Origin of the sequence: Janthinobacterium sp. LM6 (assembly GCF_002002885.1) — a bacterium.
GTDB classification, from domain to species: domain Bacteria; phylum Pseudomonadota; class Gammaproteobacteria; order Burkholderiales; family Burkholderiaceae_D; genus Janthinobacterium; species Janthinobacterium kumbetense.
Genome location: NZ_CP019510.1, coordinates 2,178,239 through 2,191,135 on the forward strand (window position 1 = coordinate 2,178,239; position 12,897 = coordinate 2,191,135).

Below are 12,897 nucleotides of genomic sequence, written 5' to 3' on the forward strand. Positions count from 1 at the left end.
AAGACACGATGAGCACGATGAGTACGGCGCAGCTGGCTTTGCTGGGCCTGCTGTTCCTGATTGTTTTCGCGCTGGCCTTGCTGGTGTTGCGCCTGTGCACGAGCAGTGCGGTGCAGGAGCGGCTGCAGGCGCTGGGCGATGCGGGCGCCGCCGGCGATGGCGGGCGCCATGCCAGGCGGCGCTGGCTGGCGCACGCCGTCAGCCTGACGCGCCCGCTGGCCAGGCTGTCGCTGCCGGACGAGGGCTGGGAAAGTTCGCCCATCCGCAGCCGTTTCGTTCATGCGGGCTGGCGCAGCCAGGCCGCGCCCGCGCTGTTTTACGCGGCCAAGACAGGCTTGTTCGTGGGCTTGCCGCTGCTGGCGTATTTTTTGCTGCGCCAGGGCGGGCACAATATGCTGTTGTGGCTGGTCGCGGCGGCCGCCCTCGGTTACTACCTGCCCAATGCCTGGCTGTCGCATTGCCTGAAACAGCGTCAGCGCGAAGTGTTCGAAACCTTTCCCGATGCGCTGGACCTGATGACGGTATGTGTCGAAGCGGGGCTGGCGATGGATGCGGCGCTGGCGCGCGTGGCGCAGGAAATCGGCCTGAAAAGCGCGGTCCTGGCCGAAGAGCTGCAACTGGTGACGCTGGAGTTGCGCGCCGGCAGCGCCAAGGACAAGGCCTTGCGCAACCTGGCCCTGCGCACGGGAGTGGAAGACGTGGATGCGCTGGTGACCCTGCTGATCCAGGCCGAGCGCTTCGGCACAAGCATCGGCGCGTCGCTGCGCGTGCAGTCCGACCAGCTGCGCACCAAGCGGCGCCAGCGGGCCGAGGAAACGGCGGCCAGGATCGCCCTCAAGCTGCTGTTTCCGCTGATCTTTTTCATCTTCCCCTCGCTGATGGTCGTGCTGATGGGGCCGGCGTTCCTGCAGATCTACCGCGTGCTGCTGCCGGCCATGCGCGGCAGCTGAAGACTGGCCGGGCCGAAAAAAAAGCTGCCGGAGTCGCCTCCGGCAGCTTTTTTTAGTTCAACCCTTGCCTGGCAATCAGGCGAATGGCGTCAGCAGGGTGATCATCTGGCCAAAGATCTTCGGGCTGGCGGCGATGACGTCGCCCTTGTACAGGTAGTCCGATTCGCCGGAAAATTCACCGACGATGCCGCCCGATTCCGTGATCATCAGGGCGCCGGCGGCGATATCCCAAGGCTTCAAGCCTTTTTCGTAGAAGCCGTCCAGGCGGCCGCAAGCGACGTAGGCCAGGTCCAGCGCGGCCGAGCCGGCGCGGCGCACGCCCTGGCTGCGTTCGCCCATGATCGCGTACATCTTCAGGTATTCGTCCAGCGCGCGGGCGCTGCCGGCCACGTAGCCGGTGCCCAGCAGGGCGTTCGAGATGCGGTCCAGCTTGGTGACGCGGATGCGTTTTTCGTTCAGGTAGGCGCCGGCGCCCTTGGTGGCCGTGAACAGGTCGTTGCGGACCGGATCGTAGATGACGGCTTGCGTGACGACGCCGCGATGCGCGAGGGCGATCGAGATGCAGTATTGCGGGAAGCCGTGGATAAAGTTGGTGGTGCCGTCGATCGGGTCGATGATCCACTGATATTCATTCTCGTCGTGCGAGTTGGCGGAAGCTCCCGATTCCTCAGCCAGGAACGCGTGGTCCGGGTAGGCTTTGGACAGCACCTCGATGATGGCTTGTTCGGCCGCCTGGTCGACGTCGGTGACGAAATCGTTATGTTGTTTTTCAGTGACGACGACGCGGTCGAGGTCAAAAGAGGCGCGATTGATGACGGCGGCGCCGCGGCGGGCGGCTTTGATCGCCGTGTTGAGCATTGGGTGCATGTGAGCTTCCGTTAAAAGCACGCGACCGCCCAGCGTCGCCTTTCGGCGCCGGTACGATAGAGTGCAAGAATGAATTAAAGAGCGGAGCGGTGCCGAAGTGGTTAAAATCCCGGCCTGGCGTCAGCGTTTTGTGACTCCGTTTCCCGAAATTTCCTGTATCGATACCGCGCAATAGCGCTATTTTAAATGAATCTGCCCGAAATCAACACGTCTCTTTTCAAACGCCTGCGATTTATTCTTGTCGAAACTAGTCGCTCTGGCAACATTGGCGCCGTCGCGCGGGCCATGAAAACGATGGGTTTTTCCGATCTGGTGCTGGTCAATCCCCGCTTTCCCGATGCCTTGACGGATGCGGAAGCGGTGGCCTTCGCCAGCGGCGCGCAGGATATCTTGTCCGGCGCGCGCATCGTCGGCTCCATCGCCGAGGCGCTCGAAGGCTGCAATTACGCGGCCGCCGTCTCGGCCCGGCTGCGCGAATTTTCGCCGCCCGTCACGGCGCCGCGCGCCATCGCGGCCCAACTGGCCGCCGGCGAAGACTTGCACGCGGCCGTCATCTTCGGCAACGAGCGCTTCGGCTTGCCCAACGAAATCGTCGAGCAGTGCAATGTGCTGATCAACATCCCCGCCAATCCCGAGTATTCCTCGCTGAACCTGTCGCAGGCGGCGCAAGTCGTCGCCTACGAATGCCGCGTGGCGGCCCTCGGCGACGGGCAAATCGCCAGTCCCGTCGGCTTTCACGGCGACGCGGCCAGCCTGGCGCAGGTCGACGGCATGTATGCGCACCTGGAACAGGCGCTGGTGGCCATCGATTTCCTCGACGCCGACAACCCGAAAAAACTTATGCCAAGGTTGAAACGCCTGTTTTCGCGCACGGGGCTGGAAACGGAAGAAGTCAATATCCTGCGCGGCATCGCGCGACATATCCTGGCGGTCGCCAAAAAAGTCCCATGATAGAAACCCGGCTGCTGCGCCAGTTCATCGCCGTCGCCGAGGAACTCAATTTCCGCCGCGCGGCCGAACGGCTGCACATGGCGCAGCCGCCGTTGTCGCAGGCGATCCTGCGGCTGGAAGAAGCGCTCGGCTACCCCGTCTTCGAGCGCACCAACCGCAAGGTCAGCCTGACGCCGGCCGGCACGGCTTTCCTGGCCACGGCGCGCCAGGTGCTGGCCAGCCTGGAAGAGGGCGTGGCGGCCACGCGCCGCGTGGCGCAGGGCATCGAGGGCCATTTGCGCCTCAGTTTCATCCACATCACCCCGTATGCCCACGTATTGACGGCCTTGCGTGCGTTTCGTGCCGCCTCGCCCGCCGTGCAATTCACCTTGCGCGAAGCGTCGACGCAGCAGCAGGTCGAGTGGCTGGAGCGGGGCGAGGTCGATATCGCCCTGCTGCGCGCGCCGGGCCGCAGCACGCCGGGCCTGCGCTTCGAGCGCCTGTCCGGCGAAGACATCCTTGTTGCGCTGCCGTTGAACCACCGCTGCGCGGGGCAGGCGCGGGTGGACCTGGCGGATATGGCCGGTGACGATTTCGTCGCCTCGCCGCGCGAACTGGGCCAGGGTTTCCACGACCAGCTGGCCAGCCTGTGCCTGCATGCGGGCTTCGTGCCGCAGGTGGCGCAGCAGGCGCGCCGTTTGCAAACGGTGCTGGGACTGGTGGCGGCCGGTTTTGGTTCGGCCCTGCTGCCGGCCAGCCTGGCGGCGTCCATGCCGGCCGGCGTCGTCATGCTGCCGCTGGCAAGCAGTGCGCCCGCGCCGCTGCGCCAGCTCGACCTGTACATGGCGTGGGACCCGCGGCGCACGTCTCCCGTGCGCGAGCGGCTGCTGGCGCAATTGCGGCACTTTTCCCCGCATTGAGACTTTGAACGTCTCGTTTCAAGATAAATAAGATATTTTACAGATGGTGATCGCGGGGCCAGCATGGCGTTTTGATTGTCAGGAACTGCCATGTCCACCATATCCTCGCGCACAGTGCTGCCGTCCGCCGCGCTGCCACTCTCCATTTATCTGCTCTCCCTGTGCAGCTTCGCCTTCGGCTTGTGCGAATTCATCGCCGCCGGCCTGTTGACGCCCATGGCGCGCGACCTGCACGCCAGCGTGGCGGCAGCCGGCGGCGCCATCGCCGCGTATGCGCTGGGGGCGGCCATCGGCGCGCCCGTGCTGACGGCCCTGCTGGCGCGCCGGCCCGTGCGCCAGGTGCTGGTGGCCACCATGTTCGTGCTGGCGGCCGGCAGCGTGGCCATGGCGGCCGCGCCGGCGCTGGGCGCGCTGCTCGGTGTGCGCTTTGCCGTCGGCCTGGCGCATGGCGTGTTCATGGCCATCGCCTCGCATGCGGCCACCAGCCTGGTCGACCCGTCGCGCGCGGGCCGGGCGCTGTCCATCGTCTGGCTCGGCCTGACCCTGGCGCTGGCGGGCGGCGTGCCGCTGGGGACGTGGCTGGGCGCCGTCGCGTCGTGGCGCTGGGTGTTTGCGGCCATCGGCGTGCTGGCCCTGTGCGGCGGCGCGGGCTTGCGCCTGGCCATGCCGGCCGCGCGCCAGCAGGCCGCCGCCGTATCGGCCCTGGCCAGCCTGCGCGCCATCCTGCAACCGCCCCTGCTGCTGGCGGCGGGTGTGGCGGCGCTGGTCAGCGTGGCTACCTTCAGTTTTTTTACCTATATTTCTCCCTTCCTGCTGCAGCTGGGCGGGCTCGATGCGGACTGGCTGGGCGCCGCCATGCTGTGCTTTGGCGCGTGCGCCATCGGCGGCAATCTGCTGGGCGGCTGGTGCGCGGACCGCCCCCAGGCGCTGCGCGCCACCATGCTGGCCCTGGCCGCGCTGGTGCTCAATCTGCTGGCCTTTTATCTGCTGCGCGCCCATCCTCTGGCCATGCTGGCCCTGTGCGGCACGTTGGGCTTGCTGTTCTTTGCCCTCGTGACCCTGTCGACCATGCGCCTCTTGCTTCTGGCGCAACGGCATTGCCCGGGCAGCGACGCCGTGGCGGCGGGCCTGAATATCGCCGCCTTCAATGCGGGGACGGCGCTTGGCGGCGCACTGGGCGGTGCGCTGATCGTCGCCTTCGGCTTGCCCAGCATCGCCATCGGCGGCGCGCTGGCGGCGCTGCTGGCCATGCTGCTGCTGTGCCTACAGTCGCGCAAACTAGACTCTCCGCTCTAGTTTTTGCGTTCAAACGCCCGCTGCCTTTGGCGTACACTGGCCTGCAAAAGGCTGTACAAAACAAGGGGAGACATGGCAATGCAACGCAGATCGTTTCTGAAACTGGGCGTGTTTGGGGCCTGCGCGCTGGTAGCCGGCGGCGCCGCGTACCGGCTGGTGCGCGGACCGTCGCCCCCTGGCCGCTTCGTGCTCGATGGCGCGGCGCGCGCGGCGCTGGCCGCCATCGTGCCGGCCATGCTGGGCAGCGCGCTGCCGCGGGAAGCGGCTGCGCGGGCCGCGGCGCTCGATGGCGCCATCGCCGGCGTGGACACGGCCATCCGCGGCTTGCCCCTGGCGGCGCAGCAGGAAGTGCAGGATTTGTTCGGTTTGCTGGCGCTGGCACCCGCGCGGCGCTTCGTCGCCGGCGTAAAAGATGGCTGGCGCGAAGCCGACCCCGCCCAGGTGGCCGCCTTTCTGCAGTCGTGGCGCACGCATCGCCTGGCCACCTTGCAGACGGCCTACCTGGCCCTGCACGACCTGATCCTCGGCGCCTGGTATGCCGATGCCGCCCACTGGGCCGCCATCGGCTATCCGGGACCGCTGCCCGAACTGAGCGCATAAGGCATCCATGAGCACATCCCCCATTCCTGACCCCATCGCCATCGGCGTGGCCGGCGGCTGGAGCGTCACCGACGCCAGCACCCTGAATGCCGACCGCAGTTTCGAGGCCGATGTCGTCGTCATCGGCAGCGGCGCCGGCGGCGGCGTGACGGCGGAAATCCTTGCGCTGGCCGGCCTGAAGGTCTTGATCGTCGAGGAGGGCGGCTTGAAGTCCTCGCAAGACTTCAAGATGCGCGAAGCGCAGGCCTATCCCGCGCTGTACCAGGAATCGGCCGCGCGCAAGACGCGCGACAAGGCGATCAATATCCTGCAGGGGCGCACCGTGGGCGGTTCGACCACCGTCAACTGGACGTCGAGCTTCCGCACGCCGCCCGGCACCCTCGATTACTGGCGCAAGCATTTTGGCTTGTCCGGCTATTCCGTGGACGCCATGGCGCCGTGGTTCGCCATGATGGAAAAACGCCTGCACGTGAGCGACTGGGCCGCGCCGCCCAACGAGAACAACGACTTGTTGCGCCGCGGCGCCGCGGTGCTGGGCATCCCTACGGCCGCCATCCGGCGCAACGTGAACGGCTGCTGGAACCTCGGCTACTGCGGCATGGGCTGCCCGACCAACGCCAAGCAATCGATGCTGGTGACGACGATTCCGTCTGCGCTGGCGCTGGGCGCGGGCCTGCTCGTGCATGCGCGCGCCGAGCGCTTCAGCTTCAAGGGCGAGCGCATCGACAGCCTGCAAGTCACCGCGCTGGACGCTGCCGGCCAGGCGCCGACGGGCGTGCGCCTTACCTTGCGCGCGAAACACTTTGTGCTGGCCGGCGGCGCCATCAATTCGCCCGCGCTGCTGCTGCGTTCGCAGGCGCCCGATCCGCACGGCTTGCTGGGCCGGCGCACCTTCCTGCATCCGACGGTGATTTCGGCGGGCTTGTTCAAGCAGCGCGTCGACGCCTATGCGGGCGCGCCGCAGACGATTTATTCCGACCATTTCCTGCACACGGCGCCCATCGACGGCCCCATCGGCTACAAGCTCGAAGCGCCGCCCCTGCATCCGCTGCTGATGGCTACCACCATGGGCGGCTTCGGCGACGAGCATGCGCGCACCATGCGCGACTTCCCCCATGCGCACGCCTTGCTGGCGCTGCTGCGCGACGGCTTTCACCATGAAGCGGCGGGCGGCAGCGTCTCCATCGACAGCTTCGGCGCGCCCGTGCTCGACTATCCGCTCACGCCCTTCATCTGGGATGGCGTGCGGCGCGCGCTGCTGTCGATGGCGGAAATCCAGTTCGCGGCCGGCGCGCGGAGCGTGTATCCCGTGCACGAGCTGGCCAGCCACTACACCAGCTGGACGCAGGCGAAACAGGCCATCGGCGTCTTGCCGATGAAGGCGCTGCTGGCGCGCGTGGTGTCGGCCCACGTGATGGGCGGCTGCGCCATGTCGGACGATGCGCGCCTGGGCGTGACGGGCGCCGACGGCCGCTACCACGGCGTGCGCAATTTGTCCGTGCACGACGGCTCGCTGTTTCCCACCTCGATCGGCGCCAATCCGCAGCTGACCTTGTATGCGCTGGCCGCGCGCCTGGCCAGCGGCCTGGCGCGGGAGCTGACGGGCAAGCCGGCGCCCGTGCCGTTGCCCGCTGCGGTCACGGCATGATCGCGCGCATCCTCAAGTGGCTGATGCTGCTGCAGGTACTGGCCGTGCTGGGCGTGGCGTACCTGGCCATGCAGGCGTGGGGCGTCGCCTCGCCCGTCGCGGCCCTGCTGCTGGGAGCTGCCCTGCTGCTGGCCGTGCGCGCGCTGGTCGTGGCGCGCAATTTCCGGGAAAGCCGGCATCTTGGCAGCCCCGTGCCGCCGGAGCATCAGTTGGGCGTGCGGGGCGCCGCGCGGCTGTTCCTGGGCGAGTTGCGCGCCACCCTGTGGACATCGTCGTGGGGCATGTTGCGTCCGCGCCTGCATGCGGCCGGCACCGTCGCTGGCCAGGGCCTGCCGGTGCTGCTGATCCACGGCTATGTGTGCAACCGCGGCTACTGGGCGCAGCTGAGCCGGCAGCTGGCGCGGGCCGGCATCGCGCACGACGGCGTCGACCTGGAACCGATAGGCGCCGACATCGAGGACTTCGTGCCGCAGGTCGAGCAAGCCATCGCGGCGCTGTGCGCCCGCACGGGCAGTGACCGCGCCATCATCGTCGCCCACAGCATGGGCGGCCTGGTGGCGCGCGCCTGGCTGCGCCATTACGGCGCGGCCCGCGTGGCGCGCATCGTCACCATCGGCACGCCGCACCACGGCACGGCGCTGGCCAACCTGGCGGCGGGCGCCAATGCGCGCCAGATGAGCCGTATCCATGGCGCGCCGAGCGGCTGGCTGGCGCAGCTGGCCGCCAGCGAGACGCCGGAACTGCGCGCCCTGATCACGTCGATGTATTCGCACCACGATAATATTGTCGCGCCGCAATCTTCTGCGCACTTGCCCGGCGCGCGCAATCTCGCCTTCGGCGGCATCGGCCACGTGGCGCTGGCCAGCGATGCGCGCGTGCTGCGCCAGCTGTTGGAAGAAATCACTATCAAGACCGAAGTCGCCCAGCCCCCATCTTCCCCCCGTTTTGCCTGAATCCTGTTGTGTTTTATCTGCATGGCAAGACTGTCTCTTTTGACTCTGCTGTTGCCCGTGTTTAACAGCGCCATGGGCAGAAAATGCTGTTTTCCACTGGCGTACTGTATTAAGCTAACGTCAGAAGACGGCTGGCGGAAATTTGTTCCCGAGGCCGCTTGCGAAGCTCTGCAGGTACCCTGCGGGCAGATATTTTTCTGGATGTATGGCAAGATGTTATAGGATTGTTATGTTGGCCGCGCATGCGGAAAGTTGAACGCAGGCGGAAAATGAGTCCATGCAGTTTTTATTGGGGGCGCTAATTGTCCGCACGTATCCTGATTATTGAAGATAACGCCACCAATATGGAATTGATGGTGTATTTGCTGCGTGCCTTCGGGTACACGCCGCTGGCAGCCTATGACGGCGAAGAGGGCGTGCGCATGGCGCGCAGCGAATTGCCGGACTTGATCATTTGCGACGTGCATTTGCCCAAGCTCGACGGCTACGGCGTGGTGGCGGAGCTGAAGAAAGACCCGCGGCTGCGCGCGATCCCAGCCCTGGCCGTGACGGCGCTGGCCATGGTGGGCGACCGCGAACGCCTGCTCGAAGCGGGCTTCAATGGCTACATCGGCAAGCCGATCGAGCCCGACCTTTTTGTTGCGGAGCTGGAGTCTTTTTTACCCGGGGCGCCGTCGACGCCAGTTAAAAACGACATAGCCACCATCCTGATCGTCGATGATCATGTGCTGAACCGCGAGTTCCTGACCGCGTTGCTCGGTTACGGCGGCCACCGCCTGCTGGAAGCGGCGAATGGCGCCGACGCGCTGGAAATCCTGCGTACCGAGCGGCCCGACCTGATCATTTCCGACATCCTCATGCCGAACATGGACGGCTACGAATTCGTCACGCGCGTGCATGCCGATCCCGCGCTGACCGACGTGCCCATCATCTTTTATACGGCCACCTACCGCGAGCAGGAAGCGATCCTGCTGGCGCAGGCGTGCGGCGTGCGCTGGGTGCTGCCCAAGCCGTCCGACCCCGAGGTCATCGTGCGCACCGTCAACGAGGCGCTGGGGCTGATGCCGGCGGCACAGGTGCCGGCTGCGCCGGGCGCCGGCGGCGCGGCGCTTCCCGCCACGGGCAAGCTGGCCGGCATCGAGCACCAGGTCAGCGGCTACCTCGATGAACTCGAATCGAGCAGCCAGCAGATTTCGCAGCTGGCCAGCCAGCGCGAAGGCCAGGCCGCCATTCCCGAAGACCTGGGCGTCATGACGGAGCGCCTGTCGCGTTCCCTGTCCAGCCTGCAGGCGGTCAGCCTGCGCCTGACGGCCTTGATCGAGCTGGGCATCGAGCTGGGCGCCGAACGCGATCCGCGCGCCCTGATCGAGGCGGGCTGCAAGGTGGCGCAGAATATCTGCGTCTCGAAGTACGCCTGCATCGGCGTGCTGGAAGAGGGCGCCGAAAAGCTCAGCTATTTTTCCTCGTGCGGTGCCGAGAAAAACCTCGAGCGCATCGCCAGCGCGCCGCGCACGGGCATTCTGAACCGCTTGCTGGAACAGCGCCAGCCCTACCGGGTCAATGGCTTGAAGGGCGACCCCGGCGCGCTGGGCCTGCCCGACACGCACCCGCCGGTGCACTCCTTCCTGGGCGTGGCCATCGCCTCGCGCGAACGCAGCCACGGCTGGCTGTACCTGGTCGACAAGCTGGGGGCGAATGAATTTTCCGAAGTCGACGAGCGGGTCGCCGCCACGGTGGCGGCGCAGATCGCCGTCGCCTACGACAACCTGCTGCTGTACGACGAGATCAAGCGCCATCACGAGCAGCTGACCCTGGACATGGCGGCGCGCATCCGCCTCGATGAAGACTTGCGCCGCTTCCGCCTGGCGATGGACGCCACGGCCGACGCGATTTTCCTCGTCGACCGCGCCGGCATGTGCTTCGTCGACGTCAACCAGACGGCTTGCCGCATGCTCGGTTTCGAGCGCGAGGATTTCCTGCGCGTGGGACCTGGCCGCGCGCACGAGGGCGAATCCCAGCTGGAAGAGCTGTACAACAAGCTGCTGGCCGGCGACCAGGGCGGGCCGATGACGGAATTGCAGTTGCAGCGCAAGGACGGTTCGCCGCTGTCGGTGGAAGTGCAGCGGCGCACCCTGCGCTCGGGGCAGAGCTGGATCCTGGTGGCCGTGGCGCGCGACATCACCGAGCGCAAGGATGCCGAGCAGCGCCTGATGAAGCTGGCCCATTTCGACACCTTGACGGGCTTGCCGAACCGCAGCCAGTTCTACGTCTCGCTGACCCATTCCCTGTCCCAGGCGGCCGAACACCAGTGGGCCGTGGCCGTGCTGTTCATGGATATCGACCGTTTCAAGAATATTAACGACACTCTGGGCCACACCATCGGCGACGACCTGCTGCGCCAGTTTTCCAGCCGCCTGGTCGATTGCCTGCGCGTGCGCGATACCATCGGCCGCTTTGGCGGCGACGAATTTGCCACCATCCTGGTGCTGCCCGACGGCGCCCAGCATGCCGTGGGCGTGGTCCACAAGGTGCGCGAGGCGATGCGCAAGCCCTTCGACTTGCAGGGCCATGAAGTGACGGTGACGGTCAGCATCGGCATTTCCGTGTACCCCGACGATGGCGTCGATGCGGACACCCTGATTCAATATGCCGACACGGCCATGTACCGCGCCAAGGACGCGGGCCGCGACGCCTTCCGCTTCTTTACGGCGGAAATGAATGCGCAGTCGATGGCGCGGCTGGACATGGAAAACGCCCTGCGGCGCGCCATCGACAACGAGGAATTCGTGCTGTTCTTCCAGCCCAAGGTGAATATCATCTCGGGGCGCATTAGCGGCGCCGAAGCGCTGATACGCTGGCGCCGCCCCGGCCACGGCATGGTCTCGCCGGCCCTGTTCATCCCCCTGCTGGAAGAAACGGGACTCATCGTGCGCGTCGGTAACTGGGTGCTCGACGAAGCGTGCAAGAAGATCAGCGAGTGGGGCGCCAGCAGCATCGGGCCCGTGCACCTGTCCGTCAACGTCTCGGGCATCCAGTTTTTCGTCGGCGGCCTGGAAGAGGAAGTGCTCAAGGCGATCCGCAAGTACGACATCGCGCCCGAGCTGCTGGAGCTGGAGCTGACGGAAAGCTCGCTGATGTCGAATGCCGAGGAAACCATCTCCGTATTGCGCAATCTCAAGGCGCTGGGCATCCAGATTTCCATCGACGATTTCGGCACCGGCTATTCCAGCCTGGCCTACCTGAAACGTTTTCCTATCGACAAGCTGAAGATCGACATCGCCTTCGTGCGCGAAGTCACCAGCAATCCGGACGACGCGGCCATCGTGCTGGCCATCATCAGCATGGCGCACAGCATGAAGCTGGAAGTGATCGCCGAAGGCGTGGAAAACGACGCGCAGCTGGCCTATCTGCGGCGCCATGGCTGCGACGAGATGCAGGGGTATTATTTCAGCCGCCCCGTGCCGCACGAGGAATTCGAACAGATGCTGATGAAAGGCACGCTGCTGCAGGCGCCGCAGGATGCCGCCGGCGACGAGCAGCAAACCCTGCTGATCGTCGACGACGATGTCTTCATGCTCGACGTGCTCAGCGACTTCCTGGCGCAGGACGGCTACCGCATCCTCACGGCGCAGACGGCCGCCGAAGGCTTCGACATCCTGGCGCGCCACAAGGTGCAGGTGATCCTGTGCGACCAGTGCATGCCGCTCATGAGCGGCACCGAATTCATGGAGCGGGTCAAGCACCTGTGTCCCGACACCTTCCGCATCATGCTGTCGGCCTTTGCCGACCTGACGCCCATCATGGCGGCCATCAACCGCGGCGCCGTCGACCGCTTCTATACGAAACCGTGGAAAGGCGCCGTGCTGCGCGAGAATATCCGCGAAGGCTTCCGCCTGCACAAGCTGCTGCATGGCCAGGTGAAGGCGGCGGCCTAGGCGCTGGCCGCTGCGTGCGCTGGCGCACCTTCAGAGGCAGCTTTCCATCGGATTAGACTCCCGTCTCTAGTTTTGCTCTCTAGAATAAAAAGTATCCATGAAGTGGCATGGCCTTTCATATGACGGGAGCTGGCGATGGTGAAGAAATTGAAGGAATTGGCGGAAGACAAGGAATTGGCGAACGCCGTGCGCTCATCCGCGCAGCAGATATGGCAAGCGGGCCTGGGCGCCTTCGCCAAGGCACAGGAAGAGGGGGAGCGCGTGTTTTCCCGGCTGGTGAAGGAAGGCACGGAATTCCAGAAGCGCGCCGAAGACAAGGTTTCCGGCGTGAGCGACAGTGTCAGCAAGCTGGCCGATGGCGTGGGCAAGCAGGCCAGCGGCTCCTGGGACAAGCTGGAACAGGTGTTTGAAGAGCGTGTCGCGCGCGCCCTGGCCACCATCGGCGTGCCCACGCAACAGGATATTTCCGCACTGCACGCGCAGATCGAGGCCTTGAGCCGGCAAGTGGCGGCGCTGTCGGCCCAGGCCGCGCCACCGCCCAAGCCGAAGGCCGCGGCCAAGCCCGCCGTGAAGGCGGCGCCGAAAATTGCCCCGAAAACCGCACCGAAAGCGGTCGCCGCCAAGGTCCCCGCCAAGCCGGCAGCCAGGAGCGCGCCGCGCGCCGCGGCCAAGCCGGCGAGCAAAGCGGCGAGCAAGCCGGCGGCGAGACCGGCGGCGAAGAAAAAAGCGCCGGCCGCCTGAGCCGGTGCCGCACCCCTCCAGCCTGCGCGAGCAGGCTTTTTCTTGCCCGGGCATTTC

Annotated in this window: 10 protein-coding genes; 9 read left to right on the forward strand and 1 reads right to left on the reverse strand. The window is 66.1% G+C overall.

Annotated elements, in window-relative coordinates; genetic code table 11:
* The first annotated feature begins 8 nt into the window (after window positions 1–8).
* Window positions 9–950 (forward strand): type II secretion system F family protein, encoded by a 942-nt coding sequence (locus tag BZG29_RS09725; protein ID WP_253192843.1) that lies wholly within the window; start codon window positions 9–11, stop codon window positions 948–950.
* A gap of 75 nt (window positions 951–1,025) precedes the next feature.
* On the opposite strand, the gene BZG29_RS09730 is transcribed toward BZG29_RS09725, so the two are convergent.
* Window positions 1,026–1,808, reverse strand: a complete 783-nt coding sequence (locus tag BZG29_RS09730; protein WP_035826389.1) for an inositol monophosphatase family protein — start codon at window positions 1,806–1,808, stop codon at window positions 1,026–1,028.
* A gap of 195 nt (window positions 1,809–2,003) precedes the next feature.
* Between BZG29_RS09730 and BZG29_RS09735 the strand changes: the two genes are divergently transcribed.
* From BZG29_RS09735 to BZG29_RS09770, 8 genes are all read left to right on the forward strand, one after another.
* Window positions 2,004–2,768 carry an RNA methyltransferase gene (locus BZG29_RS09735; protein WP_077401707.1) on the forward strand — a complete coding sequence of 255 codons (765 nt, stop codon included), beginning with the start codon at window positions 2,004–2,006 and terminating at the stop codon, window positions 2,766–2,768.
* Complete coding sequence (locus BZG29_RS09740) at window positions 2,765–3,667, forward strand: LysR substrate-binding domain-containing protein (protein WP_077401710.1); 903 nt, start codon at window positions 2,765–2,767, stop codon at window positions 3,665–3,667. The genes BZG29_RS09735 and BZG29_RS09740 overlap by 4 nt, the downstream gene beginning before the upstream one ends.
* 90 nt (window positions 3,668–3,757) lie before the next feature.
* Window positions 3,758–4,963, forward strand: a complete 1,206-nt coding sequence (locus BZG29_RS09745; protein ID WP_253192844.1) for an MFS transporter — start codon at window positions 3,758–3,760, stop codon at window positions 4,961–4,963.
* 72 nt (window positions 4,964–5,035) lie between these two features.
* Window positions 5,036–5,563, forward strand: a complete 528-nt coding sequence (locus tag BZG29_RS09750; RefSeq protein ID WP_077401712.1) for a hypothetical protein — start codon at window positions 5,036–5,038, stop codon at window positions 5,561–5,563.
* Window positions 5,564–5,570: 7 nt separating this feature from the next.
* Window positions 5,571–7,211: a GMC family oxidoreductase gene (locus BZG29_RS09755; protein ID WP_077401715.1), complete on the forward strand. Its 1,641-nt coding sequence runs from the start codon at window positions 5,571–5,573 to the stop codon at window positions 7,209–7,211.
* Complete coding sequence (locus BZG29_RS09760; RefSeq protein WP_077401718.1) at window positions 7,208–8,164, forward strand: alpha/beta fold hydrolase; 957 nt, start codon at window positions 7,208–7,210, stop codon at window positions 8,162–8,164. The genes BZG29_RS09755 and BZG29_RS09760 overlap by 4 nt, the downstream gene beginning before the upstream one ends.
* Before the next feature lie 302 nt (window positions 8,165–8,466).
* Window positions 8,467–12,099 carry an EAL domain-containing protein gene (locus tag BZG29_RS09765; protein ID WP_077401721.1) on the forward strand — a complete coding sequence of 1,211 codons (3,633 nt, stop codon included), beginning with the start codon at window positions 8,467–8,469 and terminating at the stop codon, window positions 12,097–12,099.
* A 135-nt stretch (window positions 12,100–12,234) separates the two neighbouring features.
* On the forward strand, window positions 12,235–12,840 hold the full coding sequence (locus tag BZG29_RS09770; protein ID WP_077401724.1) for a phasin family protein: 606 nt from the start codon (window positions 12,235–12,237) through the stop codon (window positions 12,838–12,840).
* Window positions 12,841–12,897: the final 57 nt, after the last annotated feature.